The sequence below is a fragment of the Sphingomonas trueperi genome (assembly GCF_040545965.1).
Taxonomy (GTDB): Bacteria; Pseudomonadota; Alphaproteobacteria; order Sphingomonadales; family Sphingomonadaceae; genus Sphingomonas; species Sphingomonas trueperi_C.
This window is the reverse complement of record NZ_JBEPMV010000004.1, coordinates 113,238-137,030: the sequence shown is the minus strand read 5'-3', so window position 1 is coordinate 137,030 and position 23,793 is coordinate 113,238. Positions and strand designations below refer to the sequence as shown.

Here is a 23,793-nt window from a genome sequence, read left to right as displayed (position 1 = left end):
CCCCCTATCGCTGGCGCCATGCTCAAGCGCCTCCTGATCGCCCTCGCCATCCTGATCGTCGCCGGCGGTGCCGCCTGGTACTGGCTCGGCCGCCCGGACATCGCCACGCTGCCCGAAATCGCCGTCACCGGCCGCGAGCCTGAAATCAGCGCCCCGCGCTATCAGAACATCCCCACGACGGGCGTCGCCAAGGCGGTCGGCTGGCCAGCGGGTGCCACACCCAAGGCCGCGGCGGGTCTCAAGGTGCAGGCATTCGCCGACAAGCTCGATCACCCGCGCTGGCTGTATCAACTGCCCAATGGCGACATCCTGGTGGCGGAGAGCAACTCGCCGCCGCGCGACAAGGGCGGGATCACCGGCTGGGTGATGGGCATCCTAATGAACAAGGCGGGCGCGGGCGGCGCCTCGGCCAACCGCATCACCCTGCTGCGCGACAGCGACGGCGACGGCGTGGCGGATATGCGCACGGTCTTCCTCACCGGACTCAATTCGCCGAGCGGCATGACGCTCGCCAACGGCGCGCTCTACGTGGCCAACACCGATTCGCTGGTCCGCTATCCCTATCTGGAGGGGCAGACCAAGATCACCGCCAAGCCGGAGAAGATCCTGTCGCTGCCCGGCGGCGGCAATCATTGGGCACGCAACGTGGTGGCCTCGCTCGACGGCAAGCACCTCTATGTCAGCATCGGCTCCTCGTCGAACATCGCCGAGGACGGGTTGGAAGCCGAGGGCCCGATCTACAGCGCGGGCAGTCCCGGCCAGATGGCGGCAGCTGCCGCGCAGCCGACCAACCGCGCGGTGATCCTCGAAGTCGATCCCGCGACCAAGACCAGCCGGATCTTCGCCTGGGGCATCCGCAACGCCAACGGCATGGCGTTCGAGCCCAAGACGCAGGCGCTGTGGGCGGTGGTCAACGAGCGCGACATGCTCGGTTCGGACATGCCGCCGGACTATATGAGCCGGGTCGATCTCGGCGCCTTTTTCGGCTGGCCCTGGCAATATTGGGGCGGATACGAGGACAAGCGCGTCGAGCCCGGCCGCCCGGACCTGCGCGAATATGTCCGCCGTCCCGACTTTGCGCTGGGCGCGCACACCGCGCCGCTGGGCCTGACCTTCGCGGATGGCGCGCGACTGGGCGGTGCCTATGCGAACGGTGCGTTCGTCGGGCTGCACGGTTCGTGGAACCGCCAGCCGCCGTCGGGCTACAAGGTCGTGTTCGTGCCGTTCGGCGACAACGGCTTCCCGGCCAAGGGCGCCAAGCTGCAGGACGTGCTGACCGGCTTCCTCAACGCCAAGGGCGAGGCGCAGGGCCGCCCGGTCGCGGTGATCACCGGTGCGGGCGGCGCGCTGCTCGTGGCGGACGATGTTGGCAACATGGTCTGGCGGGTGAGCGCGGCGCGCTGACCCGTTCAGGGGCCCTCAGGCGAGCAGCCGGGGGCCTTCCTTGGCCAGCATCTCGCGGATCTTGCCCGCGAACAGCGCGAGCATGCCGGGCAGGGCGATCTCGGCATGGACCTGCGCATCCTGCACGTCGAGCCGGCTGACCACCTGCTGGCCCATGGCCGCGACGGTGAAGTGGAGGCTGTCGCCCTCCCAGCGATGCTCGACGGTGGCGCCGCCGGGGATCTTGTCGGCGAGCCGGCCGATCTTCGAATCGATCCGCGCCCGGGCGCCCTCGCGGCCGAGCTGGTGGGGAATGTCGACGCTGATCGTCTGGGGGATCATTTTGCAAATACCATGGCGTCATCGGCGAACGCCTTGAATTCCAGCGCGTTCCCGCTGGGGTCGCGGAAGAACATGGTCGCCTGCTCGCCCACCTGGCCCTGGAAGCGAATATGCGGCGCGATGCCGAAGGCGACGCCGGCGGCTTCCAGCCTGGCGGCGAGCGCGTGCCAGTCGTCCATCGTCAGCACCACGCCGAAATGCGGCACGGGCACGTCATGGCCGTCGACCGGATTCGTGGTCGCGACCGGCTTCGCGGCGGGATCAAGGTGCGCGACGATCTGATGGCCGAACAGGTCGAAGTCGATCCAATGCTCCGACGAGCGCCCCTCGGGGCAGCCGAGCAGATCGCCGTAAAAGGCGCGCGCGGCGGCGAGGTCGTGGACCGGAAAGGCGAGATGGAAGGGGCGTGGCATGGGCTTGGCTTAGCCGCCTGCCGCTGTCCCGACAACGCTCAGGCGTCGGCGATGCTCTCGCCACGATGCCACCGCCGCAGATTCGCTCGCGCCTCCTGCACGAAGGCCGAGCGGCGCAGAACGCCGAGCAGCGTATCGGCGATCCAGCGACCGGGATTGCGCAAGGGCCGGCGGAACTGGATCAGCAGCACGATGCGGGTATGCGCGCTGTCGTTCCACACCTCATGGTCATAGGTGTCGTCGAACACGAGGGTCTCGCCTTCGGCCCAGCGCACGGTGCGGCTGCCGATCCGCATGCGGACATCACCGTCGCGCGGCACGACCAGCCCGAGATGGCAGGTGATCAGCCCCTTGGTGACGCCGCGATGCGCCGGGATGTGCGTGCCGGGCGCGAGGATCGAGAACATCGCGCTGTTGAGGCCGGGCACCTGCTCGATCAGCCGCGAGGTGTGCGGGCAGCGCGCGAGATTCTCGTCAACCCGGTAGCCATAGCCGCACAGGAACAGGCTGCGCCATTTGCCGAGCGGCGCAATCGCGCGGTGATCGGGGGAGATAGCGGCGAGCGACGGCGCGCCCGGCTGGGTGCCGATCGCTGCCAGCGCCTCGTCGCGGATCGCTTGCCAGTCCGCCCGCAGCGCCGCGGTCCAGGGAAAGGCGCGCATGTCGAGCACCGGGGTGTTGGGCACCAGCGACGAGGCGGCGATCAGTCGATCGAAGGTACCGCGCAGATGCTTGCCCCAGCGCAGCAGCAGCGGGCGGGGGCGCGGGCGAGACTCGGGGAGAAGGGCAATGTCGCCCATCCGCCCGATCGGCGCCTCGCTGGTGGCAATGTCCACGCGCAACTTCCCCGCAGCTTCCACGTTACGCCCGCAGTTCGGTGCTGCAACGCAACAATCTATCCTTTGGGTCTAGGCCGTCACTTGGGTCCAAAACATGGCGGGTCCATGGATTCTTGTGGCGTACATCCGGCAGAAAGGTTGCCGGTGGCATGCCGCGCCACTCGCCTCTAGAAAGGGCTTCATGTTCTCACGTCCGCGCATGCCGCGCTTCGCCCTGCTTCTCCTCGCACTCGCTGCCCCGTCGCTGCCCACCCCGGTGCTGGCGCAAGGCCGGCCCGAGGGCGTCCAGACCGCCGAGGATCCCTGGCTCTACAAGGGCAGCGACCTCGTCCATGACGACAAGTGGAAGTTCGGGCGGCTTTCCAACGGCGTGCGCTATGCGGTGCGCAAGAACGGCGTGCCGCCGGGGCAGATCTCGATCCGGGTGCGCATCGATGCGGGCTCGCTGATGGAGCGCGATTCGGAACGCGGTTTTGCCCATCTGCTCGAACATCTCAGCTTCCGCGGCTCGACCTATGTGCCCGACGGCGACTCGAAGCGGATCTGGCAGCGGCTGGGCGTGACCTTCGGCTCGGACAGCAACGCCGCGACGACCTTCATCAGCACGACCTACAAGCTCGATCTGCCCAATGCGACGCCGCAGGGCCTGGACGAGAGCTTCAAGATCCTCTCGGGCATGATGGCCAACCCGGCGATCACCCAACAGTCGCTCACCGCCGAGCGCCCGGTAGTCCTGGCGGAGGGACGCGAGCAGCCCGCGCCGCAGAAGCGGATGCAGGATGCGCTCTATCAGCTGATCTTCGCCGGCCAGCTGCTCGCCGATCGCGAGCCGATCGGCACGGTCGAGGCGCTCAACGCCGCCACGCCGGCGAGCGTGCAGGCCTTCCACGATCGCTGGTACCGCCCCGAACGCGCCACGGTGATCGCGATCGGCGACGTCGATCCGGCGGTGCTCGAGGCGATGATCAGCAAATATTTCGCGAGCTGGCAGGGCAAGGGCGAGGCGCCCAAGACCCCTGATTTCGGCAAGCCCGAGGCCGACCACCCGATCGCCGCCAGCATCGTCGAGCCCGCGCTGCAGCCGGTGGCGCTGATGGCGATCGTGCGGCCCTGGACGGTCTATGCCGACACGGTGATCTTCAACCAGAAGCGCATGATCGACATGGTGGCGATCCGCATCCTCAACCGCCGGCTCGAATCGCGAGCGCGCTCGGGGGCGTCGTTCATCGGCGCCGGGGCGGATCTCGACGATATCGCACGTTCGGCCAATGTGACGACGCTCACCGTGCTGCCGACGGGCGACGATTGGGAAAGCGCGCTGCGCGACGTCCGCGCCACCGCTGCCGAGCTGATGGCCGCGCCGCCCAGCCAGGCCGAGATCGACCGCGAGCTCGGCGAGATCGACGCGGTGATGCGCAATCGCATCTCCACCGCACCCGTCGAGTCTGCGGTGTCGCTGGCGGACGACCTCGTCCAGGCGGTCGACATCAACGAGACGGTGACGACGCCCGAGGCCTCCTACGCGATCTTCAAGGGCGCGATCGCGGCGCGCATGTTCACGCCGGCGGCCGTCCAGGCCTCGGCCAAGAAGGTGTTCGAGGGCACCGCCACGCGCGCGCTGGTCAACACCCATGCGCCCGATCCCGACGTGGTCCGCAAGGTGACGGCTGCGCTGCAGGCGGACGTGAAGGCGGCGGTGATGAAGCGCCGCTCGCTCAACGTGAAGTTCGATCAGCTGCCGCGCATCGGCGCACCGGGCAAGGTGGTGGAGCGCAAGCGGATCGACCCCGATCTGGCGATCGACGAGGTCACCTATGCCAATGGCGTCAAGCTGCTGATGCGCGAGGACACGTCCGAAACCGGCAAGGTGTGGGTCAACATCCGCTTTGGCCGCGGCCTGCGCGCGCTGCCGGGCGACAAGCGCGTGCCGGGCTGGGCGGGCAAGACCGCGCTGATGGCCAGCGGCATCGGCAAGTTCGGCCAGGAGGAACTCGACGCGCTGACCGGCAACCGCCAGATCGGCCTTGGCTTCGACATCGAGGAGGACGCCTTCGTCTTCCAGGCGCAGACCAACAAGCAGGACCTCGCCGACCAGCTCCGTCTGTTCGCGACCAAGCTGGCAGCACCCGGCTGGGATCCCAACCCGATCACCCGCGCCAAGGCGGCGACGCTGGCCTCCTATGCCGGCCTCTCGGCCTCGCCCGACGCGGTGCTCGGCCGCGACCTCGACGCGCTGCTTCACGACGGTGATCCGCGCTGGGGCGTGCCGAGCCGCGAGGAAGTGTCGGCGCTCACCCCGCAGGCGTTCCGCGCCTTGTGGGAGCCGCTGCTCCAGACCGGCCCGATCGAGGTCGAGATCTTCGGCGACATGAACGCCGAGGCGACGGTGCAGGCGGTGGCGGCGAGCTTCGGCGCGCTCAAGCCACGCGCCGAGGGCAAGGAAAGCGGCGCCCCGGTGCGCTTCCCGGCGCATGTCACGACGCCCGTGGTGCGCACGCACACCGGTGCGGTGGACCAGGCCGCGGCGGTGATCGCCTGGCCGACCGGCGGCGGCAGCGCCGGCCTCGCCGAGAGCCGCAAGCTCGAGATCCTGACTGCGGTGTTCCGCGACCGGCTGATCGAGCAGCTGCGCATCCAGGCGGGGGTGAGCTATTCGCCCAATGTGATGAGCGACTGGCCGCTGGGCCTGTCGACCGGCGGCAAGCTCGCCGCGCTGGGCATGGTGCCGCCGGACAAGACCGACTTCTTCTTCAAGCTCGCCCGCGACATCGCGGCGGACCTGGTGGCGAAGCCGATCGACGCTGATGAGCTCAACCGCGCGCTCACCCCGCTCAAGCAGCAGCTGCTGCGCATGTCGAGCGGCAACATGTTCTGGATGAACCTCGTCGAGGGCGGCACCCAGGATCCGGCGCGGATCGCGGGCATGCGCAGCCTGGCCAAGGATTACGCAGCGACGACGCCGGCCGAGCTGCAGGCACTGGCCGCCAAATATCTGCGGCCCGACAAGGACTGGACCATGGTGGTGCTGCCGGAAAAGGCGGCGAAGTAAGGTTTGGATCCTCCCCCTTGTGGGGAGGATCTATCAGTACAGCCCGTCCAGCCGTTCCGCGTAAACCGCCTTCAGCACATGGCGCCGGATCTTCATGCTCGGCGTCAGCTGCTCGTTCTCGATGGTGAAGGGCTGATCGGCGAGGATGAACTTGCGCACCCGCTCGATCACCGAGAGATCCCGGTTCACCCGTTCCACCGCCGCGCCGATCGTCGCTTTGAAGTCGGCGTCCCGTGAGAGGTCGCGGAACTTGCACGGCGTCGCAGTCTTCGCGCAAAACTCCTGCACCCATTCGGGATCGGGGACGATCACCGCGGTCATGTAGGGGCGCTTGTCGCCATAGATCATCGCCTGCAGGATCTCGGGCTGAAGCGTCAGCATGCCCTCGATCTTCTGGGGCGAGACATTGTCCCCCTTATCGTTGACGATGATGTCCTTCTTGCGATCGGTGATCTTGATGCGACCTTGGGCGTCGATCTCGCCGATGTCGCCGGTGTGGAGCCAGCCGTTCTTGAGCACGCGTTCGGTCTCGGCCTCGTTGCGCCAATAGCCGTGCATCACCAGCTCGCCGCGCACCAGGATCTCGCCGTCCTCGGCGATCTTCACCTCTACGCCGTCGAGCGGCGGGCCGACCGTGTCCATCTTGAGCCCGGCCTTGGGCCGGTTGCACGAGATTACCGGAGCGGCTTCGGTTTGGCCATAGCCCTGCAGGAAGGTGAGGCCTAGCGACTGGAAGAAGATGCCGACTTCCGGATTGAGCGGCGCCCCGCCCGAAACCAGCGCCTTGATCCGCCCCCCGAAACGCTTGGCGAGTTTCGGCCGCAACGTGGCATTGAGCAGCAGGTTCATCGGCGCATCGGCGATGCCCGATTTGCCCACGGCCTTGCGGGCGCCGATCGCCACGGCCCTTTCGAGCAGGAAGCTGGCGACGCTGCCCTGCTTCTCCACTTGCTTGGCGATCCGGGTGCGCAGCACCTCGAACAGGCGCGGCACCACCACCATGATGGTGGGGCGCACTTCCTCGATGTTCGAGGCGAGCTTCTCGAGGCCCTCGGCATAATAGATCTGCCCGCCCAGCGCGATCGGGAAGAACTGGCCGCCGGTATGCTCATAGGCGTGGGAAAGGGGGAGGAAGGAGAGGAACACCTCGTCCGCCCAGCCGAAATCCTCGGAAATGATCGCGGTGCAGCCCTGACAATTATGCAGGATCGCACCGTGATGCTGCATCACCCCGCGCGGCGATCCGCCGGTGCCGCTGGTGTAGATGATGCAGGCAAGATCCTCGCGCTTGAACGTGGCGTGCGCGGCGGCGGTGGCGGCGTCGGTGGAATGCGCGGCGATCAGTTCGCGGAAGTCGTGGAATTCCAGGCTGCCGTGCTGCGCCAGGCGGACGTCGTCGATGCCGATCACGATGCGCCCGGCGGAGGAGCGCAGCATCGCCGGCAGCAGCGTCTTGGCGAGCTTGGTATTGGAGACGATCACCGCGCAAGCGCCCGAATTCTCCAGGATGTGCTGGTGATCGCGCTCGGTATTGGTGGTGTAGGTGGGCACGGTCACGCAGCCCGCCGCCATGACCGCGAGGTCGCTGATGCAGAATTCGGGGCGGTTCTCGGAGACGAGCATCACCCGGTCGCCGGGCTTCAGCCCCAGCGCCTTGAGCGCGGTGGCGAGGCTCGCCACCTGCCGCGCCGCCTCGGCCCAGCTGGTCGGGTGCCAGGTGCCCCCGGCCTTGTGGCAGAGGAACGGCGCGTCGCCCTTCTCCGCCGCCCGCGTGAAGAACATCGCCACCAGATTATCGAAACGTTCGAGCTTGCGCATTCTCTCTCCCCAGCGAGCGCCGCCTGTTACCTGCGTGCGTCCCGCGTCATTCCGACGGGCGGTTGGGCCTGGCGCCCACCCGCTGTATAACCGTTACCGCGCCGTTCTGATCCATCGCCACGCCTTCGCTGCGCGGATCGGCGGCACCTACCCAGCGGCCGCGCACGCGCTCGATCGCATTAGCCTTGAGGCCCATCGGCGCGGTGCGGACGTCCTCGCCCAGCGCGCGCAGCGCCGGCAGCATGGCGTCGAGCTGGGTGCCCTGCTCGGCAGTGGCGGTCTTGCCCGGCGCATAGAGCAGCCCGAGGCCGATCGCGTCCTGCGCGGAGAGCTTCCAGTCGACAACGCCGACGATCGCCTTCGCCACCTGCGCGATGATCGTGGAGCCGCCCGCAGCACCCACCGCAAGGCGAACCTTGCCGTCGGGGCCGAACACGATCGTCGGCGCCATCGAGCTGCGCGGGCGCTTTCCGCCTTCGACCCGGTTGGCGACCAGATACCCATCCTTCACCGGCACGATGTCGAAATCGGTCAGCTGGTTGTTGAGGATCATGCCGTCGACAGTGAGGCCAGAGCCGAACGGGCCTTCCACGGTGGTGGTGACTTCGACGACATTGCCCGCACCGTCGGTCACCGCGAGGTCGGTGGTGCCGGCGACTTCCTGCACCTTGGCCAGCACCCGCTTCGGCGCACCCGGCGGCGTCCCGGCGGCGATGCGGGTCATCGTCCTGGCGGGGTCGATCAATTTCGAGCGGCTGGCAATATAGCGGCGGTCGAGCAGGCCCTTCAGCGGTACCGAGACGAAGTCCGGATCGCCGAGATACAGGTCTCGATCGGCATAGGCGAGCCGCGAGCTTTCGGCGAACAGGTGCCAGGCGGTGGCCGAGTCCTTGCCGAGCTTGGTCATATCGAAGCGTTCGAGCTGCGCCAGGATCATCAGCACGGTGATGCCGCCCGAGGAGGGCGGGCCCATGGAACACACCTTGTAGCCGCGATAGCGCCCGCACAGCACCGGCCGGGCCTTGGCATCGTACGCCGCGAGGTCGCCGGTGGTCATCTTCGAGGGATTGCGCGCCGCGCCGTTAACCGTGGCTACCAGCTTGGCCGCTTGCGGACCGACATAGAAGCTGTCGGGCCCCTGGCTCGCGATGCGCTCGAGCAGCGCGGCCTGCTCCGGGTTGCGCACGGTGGTGCCCGCCGGCAGCGGCTTGCCGTCGGCGCCGAAGAACAGCGCGCGATAGGCTGGATCGACATGGCCCGCGAACTGGGTCAGCGAATTGTTCATCCGCGGGCTCAGCACGAAGCCGTCGCGGGCAAGGCGGATGGCGGGGGCGAACAGCCTGGCCCAGGGCAGCTTGCCCGACTGGCGATGCGCCAGCGCCATTGCCCGGACGGCTCCCGGCACGCCGACGCTGCGCCCGCCCGGCACCGCGGCGAAATGGCTGAGCGGCTGGCCGTCGGCGCCATAGAACCAATGGTCGTCGGCCGCCATCGGCGCGGTTTCGCGGCCGTCCACCGTGGTCATCGCCTTGGTCTTGGCGTCGTACAGCACCAGGAAGCTGCCGCCGCCGAGCCCCGAGCTCTGCGGCTCGACCACGCCCAGCGCCAGCATCGTCGCGATCGCCGCATCGGTGGCGCTGCCGCCCTCGCGCAGGATTTCGACGCCCGCTGCCGCCGCACGCGGATCGGCCGCGCTCACCATGCCCTGCGCATGGGCAAGCAGCGGCGTGAACAGCAGGAGGAGTAGCGCGACCGTTTTTCTCATGGGCCTAGGCGTAGCGCGCTTTGCCCCGGAGGCAAACCGTCAGGCGAATGCCCTGGCGATGCTGCGTGCCAGACCGGGCCCGTGATAGACCAATGCCGAATAGACCTGCACCAGCACCGCGCCCGCATCGATGCGGCGCTTCGCCTCGTCCGGCCCGTCGATGCCGCCCGCCGAAATCAGCGGCAGCTGCCCTGCGGAGATCGCGCGCGTTTCGATGAGTTTGGCGCGGGCAAGGTCCTTGAGTGGCTTGCCCGACAGCCCACCCGCCTCGTGCGCCCGGTGCGACGCGAGCGGCGGACGCGAGATGGTCGTGTTCGAGACGATCAGCGCATCGACATGGTTGTCGATGGCCGCCCGCACCACGCCCTCCAGCCCGGCGCGGTCCAGATCGGGCGCGATTTTCAGGAAGAGCGGGGTGCTGCCGCGCGCAGCATGCGCCGCCGCCAGCAACTCATCGAGCGCGGGGCGGGATTGCAGGTCGCGCAATCCCGGCGTGTTGGGCGAGCTGACGTTGATCGTGACATAGTCGGCGTGCGGCGCTGCCTTGCCGACGCCGATCGCATAGTCGGCGACCCGATCGGCCGAGTCCTTGTTGGCGCCGACGTTGATGCCGAGCACGCCCGGCCCCCATTGCAACCCGGCGATCCGCGCGAGGGCCGCATCGATGCCGCCATTGTTGAAGCCCATGCGGTTGATGACCGCCTCGTCTTCGGCGAGTCGGAAGAGGCGGGGGCGTGGATTGCCCGGCTGCGGCTGCGGGGTCAGCGTGCCTACCTCGACCGCGCCGAAACCCAGCCCGAACAGGCCGGCAATCGCCTCGGCATCCTTGTCGAGCCCGGCCGCAACGCCGACGACGTTCGGAAATGTCACGCCAGCGATCGTCACCGGATGTACGCGTTCAGGGCCGCGCGCAAACGGTGTGCCCGCCTTTCCCCAGACAGCGAGCGCGCGAATCGCGGCGCGATGCGCCTGCTCGGCGTCGAGCGAAAAGATCGCCTTGCGAAGAATCTTGCCCATGAAAGCGCTCATGCATCGCAAGGCAAACGTCGTCAAAGGCTGGAATGTCGATTCCGTACAATACCGGGCGTCCCGAATCGGGTAGAGCATCCCTGCGACCCGAGGGGTTCCGCTTAACGGGGGGAACCCTTTCCTTTGGGCCCGGCCGGGCAACCGGCCGGGCCTCTTTTCCGTTGCGCTTTTTGCGCAGCCATGCTCCAGCTGTGCGACGAACCGAAGCACAGGGGAACAGCTTCGCATGCGTGGCACCGAAGAGGGCCAGGTTGCAATTGCCGCGCGCACCAGCGCCGGGGCACGCCCGCCTTTCGACATTCGCTTTCAACCGTCCGGCGGGCGGCTGATACCGCATGTCGAGAGCTTTTATCTCGCTTATATCGACGCACCGTGCATCGAGGGCGTCGAGCGCGTCGATCTCGGCCAATGGCGCTTCTGCCTGGAGGGGCAGGGCACCGTCCGCTTCCCCGACGAGCACAACGAGACAACGCTGCCGGTCATGGTCAACGGCCCCGGCACCGCGCACTGGACCTATCGAATCGAGGGGCCCTTCCGCTGTTTTGGCATCTCCCTGCGCGGCATCGGCTGGCGCACGTTGGTCGGCCGTCCGGCGGACCAAGTGGCCGATCGGCTGGTGGATGGCGGCGAGATCTTCGGGGCGGAGGTCCACGCGCTGCACGCGCAGCTCCGCGACCTCGACACGCTGGAGGAGATGGTGGTCGCGGTCGAGCCCTTCCTGCTGCGGCGGATCGATGCCGCCCGACGCGTCCCCAAGGCGCATATCGCCTTTCTCCGCATCGTCCGCGAATGGGCGGCATCGGGCGATCCGACGATCGATGCGCTGTACGACGCGATGGAAGCCGAGACCGGCATGGGGCAGCGCCAGGTCCAGCGGCTGTGCAAGGAATATTATGCCGGGCCCCCCAACCATCTGCGGCGCAAGTTCCGCGCGATCGGCGCGGCGATGCGCATCCACCAGGGCGCGCCGCTCGCCGAGGTGATGGCGCCGTTCGCCGACCAGTCGCACATGATCAACGAGATCAAGCATTTCACCGGCCAGACCCCGGGCTCGCTGCGCGACGGCATCGATCCGGTGCTTGCCGCGACGCTCGAGCACGAGAAGTTCCACTTTCTCCCCGATGTGATCCCCGAGACAGTTGACCTCAGCGGTCGCTAGGCCCACATGCCCAATCGGATCAACTTTGTCCGATTGGGAGTCGATGCGTCTTTCGAGCCTTGCCGACTATGCCGTGGTGATGCTGGCCGCTGCTGCGCGCCACTGCGGTGCGTCGTGCCGGCTCAACGCGACGCTGCTGGCGAGCGAGACCGGCCTGCCGCTGCCGACCGTACAGAAGCTGGTGAGCAAGCTTTCCGCCGCCGGCCTGATCGAAAGCGCGCGCGGCACCGGCGGCGGCTTCCGGCTCGCCCGCCCGCCCGCGGCGATCAGCCTTGCCGAGATCGTTGAGGCGATCGAGGGGCCGATCGCGCTGACCGTGTGCGTCGACTCGGCGCGGCATGATTGCGCCGTCGAGGGCAACTGCCGGGTGAAGCCGCATTGGGGTGTGGTGAGCGGCGCGGTGCGCTCAGCGCTCGCCCAGGTCAGCCTCGCCAGCCTCAGCAATCCCCCGGCGCTTGCGGGGCTCGCCGCACCGGTGCATGGGCACGCGCCTTCCGCTTCCGACCTTTCTTCTCCTTCTCCGGTGCTCGCCGGGGAAAGCCAGGTATCTTTCTGATGGCCACCAAGAATGCCGAGGCGCTCGCCGCCGCGAACAAGAAGTATGAATGGGGCTTCGCCTCCGACGTCGAACAGGAGTTCGCGCCCAAGGGGCTGAGCGAGGATACCGTCCGCTACATCTCGGCGAAGAAGAACGAGCCCGAATGGATGCTCGACTGGCGCTTGAAGGCCTTCCGCCTGTGGCAGACGCTGGAGGCGCCGGACTGGGCCAAGCTCGATGTGCCGCCGATCGACTATCAGGACGCGTATTATTACGCCGAGCCGAAGCAGAAGAAGACGATCACCAGCCTCGACGAGCTCGATCCGGAAATCCGCCGGACCTATGAGAAGCTCGGCATCCCGATCGAGGAGCAGAAGGTGCTCGCCGGCGTCGAGGGCGCGCGCAAGATCGCCGTCGACGCGGTGTTCGACTCGGTGTCGGTCGCCACGACCTTCCGCGCCGAGCTGAAGGCGGCGGGCGTGATCTTCCTCTCGATCAGCGAGGCGATCCGCGAATATCCCGAGCTGGTCCAGAAGTGGCTCGGCAAGGTGGTGCCGCAGCGCGACAATTATTTCGCCACGCTCAACAGCGCGGTCTTCTCCGACGGCACCTTCGTCTATGTGCCGGAGGGCGTGCGCTGCCCGATGGAGCTCTCCACCTATTTCCGCATCAATGCGGAGAATACCGGCCAGTTCGAGCGCACGCTGATCGTCGCCGACAAGGGCGCGTACGTCTCCTATCTCGAAGGCTGCACCGCGCCGATGCGCGACGAGAACCAGCTGCATGCCGCGGTGGTGGAGCTGGTCGCGCTCGACGATGCCGAGATCAAATACTCCACGGTTCAGAACTGGTATCCGGGCGACGAGAACGGCAAGGGCGGCATCTACAATTTCGTCACCAAGCGCGCGCTGTGCCAGGGCCGCAACTCCAAGGTGAGCTGGACCCAGGTCGAGACCGGCTCGGCGATCACCTGGAAGTATCCGAGCTGCGTGCTCGCGGGCGAGAACTCGGTCGGCGAATTCTATTCGGTGGCGGTGACCAACAATCGCCAGCAGGCCGATACCGGCACCAAGATGATCCATCTCGGCAAGGGCAGCCGCTCGACCATCGTGTCGAAGGGCATCTCAGCCGGTCGCAGCGACAACACCTATCGCGGGCTGGTCCGCGTGGCGGCGAGCGCGGAGAATGTCCGCAACTTCACCCAGTGCGATTCGCTGCTGCTCGGCGACCAGTGCGGTGCGCATACCGTGCCGTATATCGAGGTGAAGAACCCGAGCGCGCAGATCGAGCATGAGGCGACGACCAGCAAGATCAGCGACGACCAGCTGTTCTATGCGCTCCAGCGCGGGCTGGACCAGGAAGCGGCGGTGGCGCTGATCGTCAACGGCTTCGCGCGCGAGGTGCTGCAGCAGCTGCCGATGGAGTTCGCGGTGGAGGCGCAGAAGCTGCTCGGCATCTCGCTCGAAGGTTCGGTCGGGTGATCCGCCCCGCTGCCTCCGCTCAGCCTGCGCTCATGTCGGCTGACGTATCGACGACGCAGGGCCGCGTTCCGGGCCCGCAGGAGTATCGTGCATGTTGAACGCCCTTCTTGCCGCAGCCTTCGCCCTCCAGGGCGGCGTCGCGATCGACAGCGCGGCGCAGTTCGGTGCGGCGACCAACCATGCGCGCTGCATCGTCCGCGCGATCGGCACCGCGCCGGCGGACGCGGGTGCGCGCTCGGCCAAGGTCGCGGGTGCGATCAAGCAGTGCCGCGACTTTCTCGATTCCGATTTCCAGGCCGGCCGCCTGCTGCTCAACGATCGGCCCTATCAGCCGAGCGCGTGGCACAAGCTGACCCCGGTGCTCGACGCGATCGAAGCCGACATCAAGGCCAGCGTCACCGCGCCCAAACAGTACAAGATCATGTGGAAGCTGCCCGATGGCTCCCTGGTCGATGCCTATGACGCGGGCGCCAAGCCCAAGACCCTCTCTCTCGTGACCGTGGCGATCTGAACCCCATGCTGAACATCCAGAACCTGCACGCCGAAGTCGACGGCAAGGAAATCCTCAAGGGCCTGACCCTGTCGCTGAACGCGGGCGAAGTGCACGCGATCATGGGGCCGAACGGCGCCGGCAAGTCGACGCTGGGCTATGTCCTCGGTGGCCGTAACGGCTATGAAGCGACCAGCGGCAGCGTCACCTTCGACGGGCAGGATCTGCTGGAATTGGAGCCCCACGAACGTGCCGCTGCCGGCCTCTTCCTCGGCTTCCAGTATCCCGTCGAGATCCCCGGCGTGTCCAACGTCCAGTTCCTGCGCGAGGCGGCCAACGCCCAGCGCCGCAACCGCGGCGAGGCGCCGCTCTCGGGTGCCGAGTTCCTCAAGCTGGCGCGCGCCCAGGCGGCAGCGCTCGGCATGGACGCAGAGATGCTCAAGCGACCGGTGAACGTCGGCTTCTCGGGCGGCGAGAAGAAGCGCAACGAGATGGTGCAGATGGGGATCCTCAACCCCAAGCTCGCGATTCTCGACGAGACCGACAGCGGCCTCGACATCGACGCGCTGAAGGCGGTGGGCGAGGGCATCAACCGCATCATGCGCGCGCCCGACAAGGCGGTGCTGCTGATTACCCATTATCAGCGCCTGCTCGATTATGTGCAGCCGGACTTCGTCCATGTGCTCGCAGCCGGCCGGATCGTCCGCTCGGGCGGCCCCGAACTCGCGCTGGAGCTGGAGCGCGAAGGCTACGGAGCGCTGGCGGCGTGACAATGCTCGATCTTCCCACGAAGAAGGCGGAGGCATGGCGCTGGTCCGACATGGACACACTGCGCGCCGCGGCCGAGAGTCCGCAGGCACCGGCGGGTGTCGATCCGGCAAGCCTGTTCCTCGACATCGACGGCCCGCGGCTGTGCTTTATCGACGGCGTGTTCCAGCCCGCGCATAGCCGCCCGGGTCCCGTGGAAGTCACCCGCCAGATCGCCGCGACGGACCATCCGCTCGGCAGCCTGGCGATCGGCGAGGGCTGGGCGCTGCACCTCGGCCCCGAGCATGCCGCGACCTGCATCCAGATCGTCCACATCGGCACCGGCGGCGAGAATCATGTGCCCGCGCGCATCCTGCTGGCCGACGACGCCGTCGCATCGGTGGTCGAGACCTTCGCCGGCACCGGCTGGGCGAACCGGTTGACCGCGATCGCGCTCGGCAAGGGTGCGCGGTTGATGCGCTCGGTACGGCTGGTGCAGACCGGCGGGTTCGTCTCGATCCGCGACGAGGCGGAGATCGGCGAGGCGGCGAGCCTCGTGTCGATCTTCCTCGGCGCCGGCGGCATGGGCAGCCGGATCGACGGCGCGCTGACGCTCACCGGCAAGGGCGCCTTTGCCGAAATGGGCGGCGCGCTGCTCACCAGCGGCACGCAGCGGCAGGAAGCCGCGGTCGCGGTGCGCCACGAGCAGATCGAAGGCACATCGCGCCAGATCTGGCGCGCGGTCGCGGCCGACCAGTCGGTGGCGAGCCTCGCCGCGCGGGTGGAAGTCGCGCGCGGCGCGCAGCAGACGGACGGCGAACAGTCGCTGCGCGGGTTGCTGCTCCAGCGTACCGCGACGGTGAACCTCAAGCCCGAACTCGAAATCTTCGCGGACGACGTGAAGTGCGCGCATGGCGCCACCGTCGGCGAGCTCGATCGCAACGCGCTCTTCTACCTGCAGAGCCGGGGCATCGAGGAACCGCAGGCCAAGGCGCTGCTGACCCACGCCTTCGTCGCGGATGCGCTGGCGCGGATCGGCGAGGAGTCGGTGCGCGATGTCTTCGCGGCGGATGCGGCGGCTTGGCTGGAGGCGGCGCTGTGAGCGTGCTGACCACCGCCGCCCCGCTCGATGTCCTCGCGGACTTCCCTGCGATCCCCGCCGGCTGGGCCTATCTCGACACCGCCGCGACCTCGCAAAAGCCCCGCCCAGTGCTCGACGCGATCGCGCGCGGCTATGGCGAGACCTATGCCACCGTGCATCGCGGCGTGTACCAGCGCTCGGCCGACATGACGCTCGCCTTCGAGGCGGCGCGCGCGCGGGTGGCGAAGTTCATCGGCGGGAAGTCCGAGGAAGTCGTATTCGTCCGCGGCGCGACCGAGGGGATCAACCTCGTCGCCCAGTGCTACGCCGCCACCCAGCTCAAGGCAGGCGATCGCATTCTGCTTTCGGCGCTGGAGCATCATTCGAACATCGTGCCGTGGCAGATGGCCGCCGAGAAGATCGGCGCGCAAATCGACGTGGTGCCGCTCACCGAAGATCACCGCATCAACCTCGACGCGATGGCTGCGATGCTGACCGACCGGCACAAGCTGGTCGCGCTCGCCCATGTCTCGAACGTGCTCGGCTCGGTGCTCGATGTCCGCCGCGCGACCGAACTGGCGCACGGCGTCGGCGCCAAGATCCTGATCGACGGCTGTCAGGCGGTCGCCCGGCTGCCGGTGAACGTCGCCGAGCTCGGCTGTGACTTCTACGTCTTCTCCGGCCACAAGCTCTACGGCCCGACCGGCATCGGCGTGCTGTGGGGGCGCTACGACCTGCTCGACGCCATGCCCCCTTATCAGGGCGGCGGATCGATGATTGATCGCGTCAGCTTCGCCAAGACCACCTACGCCCCGCCGCCGGGCCGCTTCGAGGCGGGGACTCCGCATATCGTCGGCGTAGTCGGACTGCATGCGGCGATCGATTATGTCGACGGCATCGGGATGGACCGCATTCATGCGCACGAGACCGCGCTGGTCACCGAGACGCGCGCCGCGCTCGCGGGCATCAACAGCGTGCGGCTGTACGGGCCGGCCGACAGCGCCGGCATCGTCAGCTTCGCGGTGGAGGGCGTGCATCCGCACGACGTCGCGACGATCCTCGACGAGGGCAATGTTGCGATCCGCGCCGGGCATCACTGCGCGCAGCCGCTGATGGAGTTGCTGGAGGTTCCCGCCACCGCGCGGGCGAGCTTCGGCGTGTATAACGGGCCGGCGGACGTCGCCGCGCTCGTCAAGGGTATCGAACGAGTGACGAGGATCTTCGGATGAACGAAGAACGCAGGATCGTGGTGGAAGAGGTCGAGGCCGTCGAGGCACCGCCCAAGGCGCGCGTCGACGAGGCCGTCGCCGAGCCCGCCGCCGAGCGGCAGCGCGACTATCTCTCCGGTTTCCTCTCGCAGAAGCCCGTCGAGCCTGGCGCCGGCGAGCCAGGTGGGCCGCTGTACGAGGCAGTGATCGATGCGCTCAAGGAGATCTACGACCCGGAAATCCCGGTCAATCTCTACGACCTCGGGCTGATCTACGGCGTCGACATCACCGCCAATGGCCATGCCGCGATCACCATGACGTTGACCACGCCGCATTGTCCGGTGGCGGAATCGATGCCGGGCGAGGTCGAGCTTCGCGTGAGCGCGGTGCCGGGCATCGCGACGGCCGACGTCAATCTCGTCTGGGATCCGCCCTGGGACCCGCAGAAGATGAGCGACGAGGCCAAGCTGGAACTGGGGATGCTGTAATTCTAGCCCCCTCCCGCGTGCGGGAGGGGGTTGGGGGTGGGCCCCCGGCACCCAATATCCGGAGCGCTCGCGGAGAGCGGGCGCCCACCCCTCGGTCCCCTCCCGCACGCGGGAGGGGAAGAAGGTTAGAAGACAGACGATGACCACCGCGACCACTTCCCGCCAGCGCCCCGCCGCGCTGCTCCTCACCCCCGCCGCCGAGGCGCGCATCGCCGCGTTGATGGCGAAGGCGCCGGAAGGCACGGTCGGCGTCAAGCTCTCCACCCCACGGCGCGGCTGCTCGGGGCTCGCTTACTCGGTGGATTATGTCGCGGAGGCCAAGCCGCTGGACGAAAAGATCGAGACGCCCGGCGGCACCTTCTTCGTCGACGGCGCCTCGGTGCTCTACCTGATCGGCTCGACGATGGACTGGGTGGAGGACGATTTCACCGCCGGCTTCGTGTTCACCAACCCCAATGCCAAGGGCACCTGCGGCTGCGGCGAAAGCTTCATGGTCTAATTGCGCCGGCTGGAGTAGATCCGCCGAAATGACTGAAGCTGCGGACACTGCCGCGCTGCCGATCTGCGTGGCGGCGCTCTACCAATTCACTCGATTCGACGATCCGGCGGCGCTGCAGGGGCCGCTGGCCAAGCTCTGCTGCGCGCGGGGCGTGAAGGGCACGCTGCTGCTCGCCCGCGAGGGGATCAACGGCACGATCGCGGGCAGCGACGACGCCATCGCCGCTGTCGTCGCGCACGTCCGTGCGCTGCCGGGTTGTGCTGAGGCCGATGTGAAATATTCCCGCGCCGCCGAGCAGCCCTTTTACCGGATGAAGGTGCGCCTCAAGCGCGAGATCGTGACGATGGGCCAGCCGGACATCGATCCGCTCGCCAGCGTCGGCACCTATGTCGCGCCCGAGGACTGGAACGCCCTGATCGCCGATCCGAACACGATTCTGATCGACACGCGCAACGATTACGAGGTTGCCGCCGGTACCTTCCGCGGCGCGATCGACCCGCACACCAAGAGCTTCCGCGACTTCCCAGACTGGTTCCGCGCGCACCGCGAGGACCTGCTGGGCAAGGGCGAGACGCCGCCCAAGGTCGCGATGTTCTGCACCGGCGGCATCCGCTGCGAAAAGTCGACCGCATTCCTCAAGTCCGAGGGCATCGAGGATGTGTTCCACCTCAAGGGCGGCATCCTCAACTATCTGGAGAAGGTGCCCGAGGCGCAGAGCCTGTGGGACGGCGAATGCTTCGTGTTCGACCAGCGGGTGACGGTGGGCCACGGCCTGGCGCCCGGTAGTTACAAACTCTGCCATGCCTGCCGCCGCCCGGTCAGCGCCGACGACCGCCGCTCGCCGCGCTATGAGGCGGGGGTGAGCTGCGCCGCCTGCTATGACGAGCGTACCGACGAAGACCGCGAACGCTACCGTGAACGCCACCGCCAGGAGCGCCTGGCGGCGACCCGCGGCGAGCCGCATGTCGGCAAGGTCTATCCCGCCGACCCCGACGCCTGAGCGGAACTTCAGCGCCGGCAACACAGGGTTTCCCGCGCGCCGCTTGATCCGGCGCAAGGACGCGCCCATGTGGGCGGCATGCTGATCGAGACCGAAGCAACACCGAATCCCGCCACGCTCAAGTTCCTGCCCGGCAGGATCGTGATGGAGGCGGGCACCCGCGACTTCGCGAGCCCCGAAGAGGCGGAGGCCTCGCCGCTCGCCACCGCGCTGTTCTCGCTGGGGGACGTTACCGGCGTGTTCTTCGGCCGCGACTTCATCTCGGTGACCGCCGCGCCGGGCGTCGAGTGGCTGAGCCTCAAGCCCGACGTGCTCGGCATCCTGCTCGATCATTTCTCGGCCAACATGCCGCTCTTCCTGCAAGGCTCGGCAGCCGGCTTCAGCGTACCGCCGGAGAGCGCCGATTTCGGCGACAACCCCGAGGACGCCGACATCGTCGCGCAGATCCGCGAGCTGATCGACACGCGCATCCGCCCTGCGGTCGCCAATGACGGCGGCGACATCGTCTATCGCGGGTTCAACGAGGGCAAGGTGTTCCTCCAGATGCAGGGCGCCTGCTCGGGCTGCCCTTCGTCCACCGCGACGCTGAAGAACGGCATTGAGCAACTGCTGAAGTATTACGTCCCCGAAGTCACCGAGGTGCGCGCGATCTGATCGCGCACCCGCTTCCCGCCTCTCCAGCACGAAAGGACCGCAGGCCATGGGCCAGCCGCTGAACGACGTCGCCCTCGATACGATCTTCCGCACTGCGCGGAGCTTCAACGGTTACACCGATACGCCGGTGACCCATGCCGATATCGAGGCGATCTACGACCTGCTCAAGATGGGTCCGACGTCGATGAACCAGCAGTCGGCGCGGTTCGTGTGGGTGACGAGCCAGGAAGCCAAGGACAAGCTCGCCAGCCTGTCGAGCGGCAGCAATGCCGAGAAGATCCGCAAGGCGCCGGCCAGCGTGATCATCGGTTATGACGTGAACTTCACCGAATATCTGCCCGAATTCTTCCCGCATGCGCCGGAAGCAAAGAACTGGTTCCCGACCGAAGAGTCGCGCCAGCCGCACGCCTTCCGCAACTCGTCGCTGCAGGGCGCCTATTTCATCATCGCCGCGCGCGCGCTGGGCTTCGACACCGGCCCGATGTCGGGATTCGACAATGCCAAGGTCGACGAAGCCTTCTTCGCCGACCAGCCGGGCGTGAAGTCGAACTTCATCTCGACGCTGGGCGTCGGCGATCCGTCGAGCGTCCATGCGCGACTGCCGCGTCCGGCGTTCGACAAGTTCAACCGGGTGATTTGACCTGCACCCAATTCTTTGGCTAGCGCGGGGCGATGGCTGAAGCCCCGCGACTGCTCGTGATCGAAACCGCCACTGCCGCCTGTTCGGTGGCCTTGCTGGCGGATGGTGTCGTTCTTGCCGAGCGGCACGAACTGGTCGGCCGCGGCCATGCCGAGCGGCTGATCCCGATGATCGGCGAACTGCCCGGCGGCGGCCGCGCCGATGCGATCCTGGTCGATGTCGGTCCCGGCAGCTTCACCGGGGTGCGCGTGGGGCTCGCCGCCGCGCGGGGCCTCGCAATCGGCTGGGGCGTGCCGGTGCACGGCTATTCCTCGCTCGCCCTGATCGCCGCCGCCGGGTTCGCCGGCGATCCCGCGCTGGACCGGCTGTCGGTGGTGCTCGAAGGCGGCCACGGCGAAGTATTCGTACAGCATTTCGCGACACCGCTGATCGACACCGCGCCGCTCGCCTCGCTGCAGCCCGAGGCCGCGTTCGCCGCGCTCGACGGCCGCCCAGCGTTCGGCAGCGGGATCCGTCGTCTCGCTGCGCTGGCCGACGGGCTGGACCTGCGCGAGGTACTGCCCCGTGCGGCGGACGCGGTGCTGCTGCCGCCCGACTTCGCCACGCTGCCGCCGCGCCCGCTCTATGGCCGCGGTCCCGATGCCAAGACGCTCGCCGAGCGGGGCCTCGCATGAGCGCCGCGCCGCACGCGATCGAACTGCGGGAGGGAGGGGTGCACGACCTGATCTCGGTCAACCGGATCATGCAGTCGGCCTTCGATCCCGAATTCGGCGAGGCCTGGACCCAGTCGCAATGCGTGGGGATGATGGCGCTTTCGGGCGTGTGGCTCGTCGTCGCGAGCATCGGGGGGCGCGACGTCGGCTTCGCGATGGCGCGGGCGATGCTCGACGAGGCCGAACTGTTGTTGCTGGCGACCAGTCCCGGGGCGCGGGGACTTGGCGTGGGTGGAGCGTTGTTGCGCGCGGTGATCGCGGAGTCGCGCAATCGCGGTGCGACCAAGCTCCATCTCGAAGTCCGCGCAGGCAATGAAGCGATCCACCTCTATCACCGTGAGGGTTTCGAGAAGATCGGCGAACGACGCGGCTATTATCGCGGTACTAGCGGTCTGGCTCTCGATGCTCTCACTTTGGCACGTCCGCTAGCGTAAAAATTACAACCATTGCGACGTTGATCTCTTGCCAATCACGAAGCTTCGCACGATAGGACGCTGCAGGCGACATCCAGAATAGTCGCCATGAACGGGTCGAAAGGAATATCATGGAAGCTTCATCTGAAATTCAGGAAACCCTGATCGCGCTGACCGCCGATATTGTCGCTGCGCATGTCAGCAACAACAGCGTCGCCGTGTCGGACCTGCCGCAGCTCATCCAGAACGTGCACGGCGCGCTCACCGGTCTAGGCACCGTGCAGCCGGAGCCGGAAGTGAAGCAGGAGCCGGCGGTTTCGGTGCGCGCTTCGGTGAAGCCCGACTATATCGTCTGCCTCGAAGACGGTAAGAAGCTGAAGATGCTGAAGCGTCACCTGATGACCCACTATCAGATGACCCCGGAACAGTATCGCGCCAAGTGGAACCTGCCGGCCGACTATCCGATGGTCGCCCCCAACTATGCCGAGCAGCGCCGCAGCCTGGCGAAGAAGATCGGCCTCGGCACCAAGCGTCGCAAGACCCGCTGAGCCAACGTCCCCAAGGACAAGGCTTGAAGCGCCGGCCCGGACCCCGTCCGCGGCCGGCGTTTTCGCATCTGCTCGATCAGCATGAGCGAGCCGCTTGCCCTTTTCCGATGACGTCAATGGCGCTACAGCGGTGTCATGGTTCGCAAGATTGATCTCGAAGCGCTCTGCCACGAAAAGGGCCTGCGCATCACCGAACAGCGCAAGGTGATCGCGCGCGTGCTTTCCGACGCCGACGACCATCCCGATGTGGAAAAGGTCTATGAGCGCGCTGCCGCGATCGATCCCGGCATCTCGATCGCCACCGTCTATCGCACGGTGCGGCTGTTCGAAGAGGCCGGCATTCTCGACCGTCATGACTTCGGCGACGGTCGCGCGCGCTACGAGCCGGCGCCCGAGGCGCATCACGATCACCTGATCGACGTCGAGAGCGGCAAGGTGATCGAGTTCGTCGATCCCGAGCTGGAGCTGCTGCAGAAGCAGATTGCCGAGCGCCTCGGCTTCCGTCTCGTCGACCACCGCATGGAACTCTACGGGGTTGCGCTCGAGCGCAAGAACTGAGCGCGCCCGGCGCCGCCGCGAGGAAGCGACCCAGGGACTGTCGACCCGGCTGACCGGGGCGGAGCAGGTGCGCCTGTGGTTCCGCATCGCGCGGTTGGCGCTGGCGCTGCTGGTGCACGTGCCGCTCCACTATCTGTTTCGACTGGTGCGGCTGCCCTCCCCTTGGCCGCGGCTGTTCCTGGCGAGCGCGGCGCGGATCGCCGGCGCCAAGGTGAAGCGTGTCGGCACGCCGCTGAAACGCGACGTGTTCTACGTCTCCAACCATCTCAGCTGGATCGACATCCTCGCGCTCGGCGGGGCGAGCGGCACGGCGTTCGTCGCCAAGGCGGAGATCGGCGCCTCGCCGCTGGTCGGCTGGCTCGCGAGCCTCAACCGCACCGTGTACGTGAAGCGCGAGAACCGTATGGGTGTCGCCGAGCAGATCAACCAGCTGCGCGAGGCGCTGGCCGAGACCTGGGCGGTCACCATCTTCCCCGAGGGCACGACGACCGACGGCAAGTCGCTGCTGCCGTTCAAGACGCCGATGCTGCGCGTGCTGGAGCCGCCGCCGCCGGGGGTGATGGTGCAGCCGGTGATGCTCGATTACGGCGCGGCGGGCGAGGACATCGCCTGGATCGGGCAGGAGCGCGGCCTCAACAACGCCAAGCGCGTGCTGGCGCGCAAGCAGCGCTTCCGGCTGCGGGTGCATTTCCTCGAACCGTTCGACCCGCGCGACTTCCCCGGCCGCAAGGCGATCGCGGCAGAGAGCCGGCGGCGGATCGAGCAAGCGATGGTCCGCACGCTCGGGCATCCGCTGCGGCCGTTCCGCTTCGCCGACGATCCGATCGGCTACAAGGCGCCGGTGCAGGGTGCGTCTGCGCCGTCCTCATAAGCCGTCATCCCGCCGAAAGCCGGGATGACGGTGGTAGCGCGGTCCTTTCGCAAACGCGGGCAAGGCC

At 67.6% G+C, this 23,793-nt stretch carries 25 protein-coding genes; 19 read left to right on the top strand and 6 right to left on the bottom strand.

Annotated elements, in window-relative coordinates; genetic code table 11:
* The first annotated feature begins 18 nt into the window (after positions 1-18).
* Positions 19-1,404: a PQQ-dependent sugar dehydrogenase gene (locus tag ABIC35_RS12280; protein WP_121072183.1), complete on the top strand. Its 1,386-nt coding sequence runs from the start codon at positions 19-21 to the stop codon at positions 1,402-1,404.
* Between the two features lie 15 nt (positions 1,405-1,419).
* Here the strand turns inward: ABIC35_RS12280 and ABIC35_RS12275 are convergent, their stop codons facing one another.
* From ABIC35_RS12275 to ABIC35_RS12265, 3 genes are read right to left on the bottom strand one after another with little or no spacing between them, the layout of a single operon-like run.
* Positions 1,420-1,725 carry a polyhydroxyalkanoic acid system family protein gene (locus ABIC35_RS12275; protein ID WP_183049254.1) on the bottom strand — a complete coding sequence of 102 codons (306 nt, stop codon included), beginning with the start codon at positions 1,723-1,725 and terminating at the stop codon, positions 1,420-1,422.
* Positions 1,722-2,138, bottom strand: a complete 417-nt coding sequence (locus tag ABIC35_RS12270; protein WP_121072181.1) for a VOC family protein — start codon at positions 2,136-2,138, stop codon at positions 1,722-1,724. The genes ABIC35_RS12275 and ABIC35_RS12270 overlap by 4 nt, the downstream gene beginning before the upstream one ends.
* Before the next feature lie 38 nt (positions 2,139-2,176).
* Positions 2,177-2,974 (bottom strand): aspartyl/asparaginyl beta-hydroxylase domain-containing protein, encoded by a 798-nt coding sequence (locus ABIC35_RS12265; protein ID WP_220667317.1) that lies wholly within the window; start codon positions 2,972-2,974, stop codon positions 2,177-2,179.
* A gap of 184 nt (positions 2,975-3,158) precedes the next feature.
* Between ABIC35_RS12265 and ABIC35_RS12260 the strand changes: the two genes are divergently transcribed.
* Positions 3,159-6,026, top strand: coding sequence for a M16 family metallopeptidase (locus ABIC35_RS12260; RefSeq protein ID WP_121072179.1), 2,868 nt, complete (start codon positions 3,159-3,161; stop codon positions 6,024-6,026).
* A 33-nt stretch (positions 6,027-6,059) separates the two neighbouring features.
* On the opposite strand, the gene ABIC35_RS12255 is transcribed toward ABIC35_RS12260, so the two are convergent.
* From ABIC35_RS12255 to ABIC35_RS12245, 3 genes are read right to left on the bottom strand one after another with little or no spacing between them, the layout of a single operon-like run.
* Positions 6,060-7,844, bottom strand: a complete 1,785-nt coding sequence (locus ABIC35_RS12255; RefSeq protein ID WP_121072177.1) for an AMP-dependent synthetase/ligase — start codon at positions 7,842-7,844, stop codon at positions 6,060-6,062.
* Between the two features lie 46 nt (positions 7,845-7,890).
* Positions 7,891-9,609: a gamma-glutamyltransferase gene (gene ggt, locus ABIC35_RS12250; RefSeq protein WP_183049253.1), complete on the bottom strand. Its 1,719-nt coding sequence runs from the start codon at positions 9,607-9,609 to the stop codon at positions 7,891-7,893.
* A gap of 39 nt (positions 9,610-9,648) precedes the next feature.
* Positions 9,649-10,626: a quinone-dependent dihydroorotate dehydrogenase gene (locus ABIC35_RS12245; protein WP_354278458.1), complete on the bottom strand. Its 978-nt coding sequence runs from the start codon at positions 10,624-10,626 to the stop codon at positions 9,649-9,651.
* A 238-nt stretch (positions 10,627-10,864) separates the two neighbouring features.
* Between ABIC35_RS12245 and ABIC35_RS12240 the strand changes: the two genes are divergently transcribed.
* The 17 genes from ABIC35_RS12240 (at position 10,865) to ABIC35_RS12160 (ending at position 23,726) form a co-directional block, all read left to right on the top strand.
* Entirely contained in the window at positions 10,865-11,797 is a 933-nt protein-coding gene (locus ABIC35_RS12240) for an AraC family transcriptional regulator (RefSeq protein ID WP_121072173.1), read from the top strand.
* Between the two features lie 43 nt (positions 11,798-11,840).
* Entirely contained in the window at positions 11,841-12,353 is a 513-nt protein-coding gene (locus tag ABIC35_RS12235) for an SUF system Fe-S cluster assembly regulator (RefSeq protein WP_121072171.1), read from the top strand.
* Positions 12,353-13,816 (top strand): Fe-S cluster assembly protein SufB, encoded by a 1,464-nt coding sequence (gene sufB / locus ABIC35_RS12230; RefSeq protein ID WP_121072169.1) that lies wholly within the window; start codon positions 12,353-12,355, stop codon positions 13,814-13,816. The genes ABIC35_RS12235 and sufB overlap by 1 nt, the downstream gene beginning before the upstream one ends.
* A gap of 91 nt (positions 13,817-13,907) precedes the next feature.
* Positions 13,908-14,327, top strand: coding sequence for a hypothetical protein (locus ABIC35_RS12225; protein ID WP_121072167.1), 420 nt, complete (start codon positions 13,908-13,910; stop codon positions 14,325-14,327).
* A gap of 5 nt (positions 14,328-14,332) precedes the next feature.
* A complete protein-coding gene (sufC, locus tag ABIC35_RS12220) occupies positions 14,333-15,076 on the top strand; it encodes a Fe-S cluster assembly ATPase SufC (RefSeq protein WP_121072165.1) in 744 nt (247 codons plus the stop codon).
* Positions 15,073-16,155, top strand: coding sequence for a SufD family Fe-S cluster assembly protein (locus tag ABIC35_RS12215; RefSeq protein WP_183049252.1), 1,083 nt, complete (start codon positions 15,073-15,075; stop codon positions 16,153-16,155). The genes sufC and ABIC35_RS12215 overlap by 4 nt, the downstream gene beginning before the upstream one ends.
* 2 nt (positions 16,156-16,157) lie before the next feature.
* Positions 16,158-17,363 (top strand): cysteine desulfurase, encoded by a 1,206-nt coding sequence (locus tag ABIC35_RS12210; protein ID WP_436286782.1) that lies wholly within the window; start codon positions 16,158-16,160, stop codon positions 17,361-17,363.
* Positions 17,360-17,830, top strand: a complete 471-nt coding sequence (locus ABIC35_RS12205; RefSeq protein WP_121072159.1) for an SUF system Fe-S cluster assembly protein — start codon at positions 17,360-17,362, stop codon at positions 17,828-17,830. The genes ABIC35_RS12210 and ABIC35_RS12205 overlap by 4 nt, the downstream gene beginning before the upstream one ends.
* A 139-nt stretch (positions 17,831-17,969) precedes the next feature.
* Positions 17,970-18,329, top strand: a complete 360-nt coding sequence (locus ABIC35_RS12200; protein ID WP_121072156.1) for a HesB/IscA family protein — start codon at positions 17,970-17,972, stop codon at positions 18,327-18,329.
* Positions 18,330-18,357: 28 nt separating this feature from the next.
* Entirely contained in the window at positions 18,358-19,329 is a 972-nt protein-coding gene (gene trhO / locus ABIC35_RS12195) for an oxygen-dependent tRNA uridine(34) hydroxylase TrhO (RefSeq protein WP_121072154.1), read from the top strand.
* 78 nt (positions 19,330-19,407) lie between these two features.
* The gene (locus ABIC35_RS12190; protein WP_121072152.1) at positions 19,408-19,983 is read left to right on the top strand and encodes a NifU family protein; all 576 of its coding nucleotides are present in this window, start codon (positions 19,408-19,410) and stop codon (positions 19,981-19,983) included.
* 46 nt (positions 19,984-20,029) lie between these two features.
* Positions 20,030-20,623, top strand: a complete 594-nt coding sequence (locus tag ABIC35_RS12185) for a malonic semialdehyde reductase (protein WP_121072150.1) — start codon at positions 20,030-20,032, stop codon at positions 20,621-20,623.
* A gap of 32 nt (positions 20,624-20,655) precedes the next feature.
* Positions 20,656-21,297 (top strand): tRNA (adenosine(37)-N6)-threonylcarbamoyltransferase complex dimerization subunit type 1 TsaB, encoded by a 642-nt coding sequence (gene tsaB, locus ABIC35_RS12180; RefSeq protein ID WP_121072148.1) that lies wholly within the window; start codon positions 20,656-20,658, stop codon positions 21,295-21,297.
* Positions 21,294-21,770: a ribosomal protein S18-alanine N-acetyltransferase gene (gene rimI, locus ABIC35_RS12175; RefSeq protein WP_121072146.1), complete on the top strand. Its 477-nt coding sequence runs from the start codon at positions 21,294-21,296 to the stop codon at positions 21,768-21,770. The genes tsaB and rimI overlap by 4 nt, the downstream gene beginning before the upstream one ends.
* 110 nt (positions 21,771-21,880) lie before the next feature.
* Positions 21,881-22,297: a MucR family transcriptional regulator gene (locus ABIC35_RS12170; protein WP_064310290.1), complete on the top strand. Its 417-nt coding sequence runs from the start codon at positions 21,881-21,883 to the stop codon at positions 22,295-22,297.
* 135 nt (positions 22,298-22,432) lie between these two features.
* The gene (locus ABIC35_RS12165; protein WP_066724328.1) at positions 22,433-22,855 is read left to right on the top strand and encodes a Fur family transcriptional regulator; all 423 of its coding nucleotides are present in this window, start codon (positions 22,433-22,435) and stop codon (positions 22,853-22,855) included.
* Positions 22,833-23,726, top strand: coding sequence for a lysophospholipid acyltransferase family protein (locus tag ABIC35_RS12160; protein WP_436286778.1), 894 nt, complete (start codon positions 22,833-22,835; stop codon positions 23,724-23,726). Before ABIC35_RS12165 ends, ABIC35_RS12160 begins: the two co-directional genes overlap by 23 nt.
* The last annotated feature ends 67 nt before the right edge of the window (positions 23,727-23,793 follow it).

Coding starts and splice junctions, on each gene's coding strand:
- sufB (WP_121072169.1), top strand. CDS start 12,353: ATGGCCACCAAGAATGCCGAGGCGCTCGCCGCCGCGAACAAGAAGTAT.
- ABIC35_RS12185 (WP_121072150.1), top strand. CDS start 20,030: ATGGGCCAGCCGCTGAACGACGTCGCCCTCGATACGATCTTCCGCACT.
- ABIC35_RS12240 (WP_121072173.1), top strand. CDS start 10,865: ATGCGTGGCACCGAAGAGGGCCAGGTTGCAATTGCCGCGCGCACCAGC.
- ABIC35_RS12275 (WP_183049254.1), bottom strand. CDS start 1,725: ATGATCCCCCAGACGATCAGCGTCGACATTCCCCACCAGCTCGGCCGC.
- ABIC35_RS12225 (WP_121072167.1), top strand. CDS start 13,908: ATGTTGAACGCCCTTCTTGCCGCAGCCTTCGCCCTCCAGGGCGGCGTC.
- ABIC35_RS12245 (WP_354278458.1), bottom strand. CDS start 10,626: ATGGGCAAGATTCTTCGCAAGGCGATCTTTTCGCTCGACGCCGAGCAG.
- ABIC35_RS12165 (WP_066724328.1), top strand. CDS start 22,433: ATGGTTCGCAAGATTGATCTCGAAGCGCTCTGCCACGAAAAGGGCCTG.
- ABIC35_RS12270 (WP_121072181.1), bottom strand. CDS start 2,138: ATGCCACGCCCCTTCCATCTCGCCTTTCCGGTCCACGACCTCGCCGCC.
- ABIC35_RS12205 (WP_121072159.1), top strand. CDS start 17,360: ATGAACGAAGAACGCAGGATCGTGGTGGAAGAGGTCGAGGCCGTCGAG.
- sufC (WP_121072165.1), top strand. CDS start 14,333: ATGCTGAACATCCAGAACCTGCACGCCGAAGTCGACGGCAAGGAAATC.
- ABIC35_RS12255 (WP_121072177.1), bottom strand. CDS start 7,844: ATGCGCAAGCTCGAACGTTTCGATAATCTGGTGGCGATGTTCTTCACG.
- rimI (WP_121072146.1), top strand. CDS start 21,294: ATGAGCGCCGCGCCGCACGCGATCGAACTGCGGGAGGGAGGGGTGCAC.
- ABIC35_RS12280 (WP_121072183.1), top strand. CDS start 19: ATGCTCAAGCGCCTCCTGATCGCCCTCGCCATCCTGATCGTCGCCGGC.
- ABIC35_RS12170 (WP_064310290.1), top strand. CDS start 21,881: ATGGAAGCTTCATCTGAAATTCAGGAAACCCTGATCGCGCTGACCGCC.
- trhO (WP_121072154.1), top strand. CDS start 18,358: ATGACTGAAGCTGCGGACACTGCCGCGCTGCCGATCTGCGTGGCGGCG.
- ggt (WP_183049253.1), bottom strand. CDS start 9,609: ATGAGAAAAACGGTCGCGCTACTCCTCCTGCTGTTCACGCCGCTGCTT.
- ABIC35_RS12235 (WP_121072171.1), top strand. CDS start 11,841: ATGCGTCTTTCGAGCCTTGCCGACTATGCCGTGGTGATGCTGGCCGCT.
- tsaB (WP_121072148.1), top strand. CDS start 20,656: ATGGCTGAAGCCCCGCGACTGCTCGTGATCGAAACCGCCACTGCCGCC.
- ABIC35_RS12200 (WP_121072156.1), top strand. CDS start 17,970: ATGACCACCGCGACCACTTCCCGCCAGCGCCCCGCCGCGCTGCTCCTC.
- ABIC35_RS12260 (WP_121072179.1), top strand. CDS start 3,159: ATGTTCTCACGTCCGCGCATGCCGCGCTTCGCCCTGCTTCTCCTCGCA.
- ABIC35_RS12190 (WP_121072152.1), top strand. CDS start 19,408: ATGCTGATCGAGACCGAAGCAACACCGAATCCCGCCACGCTCAAGTTC.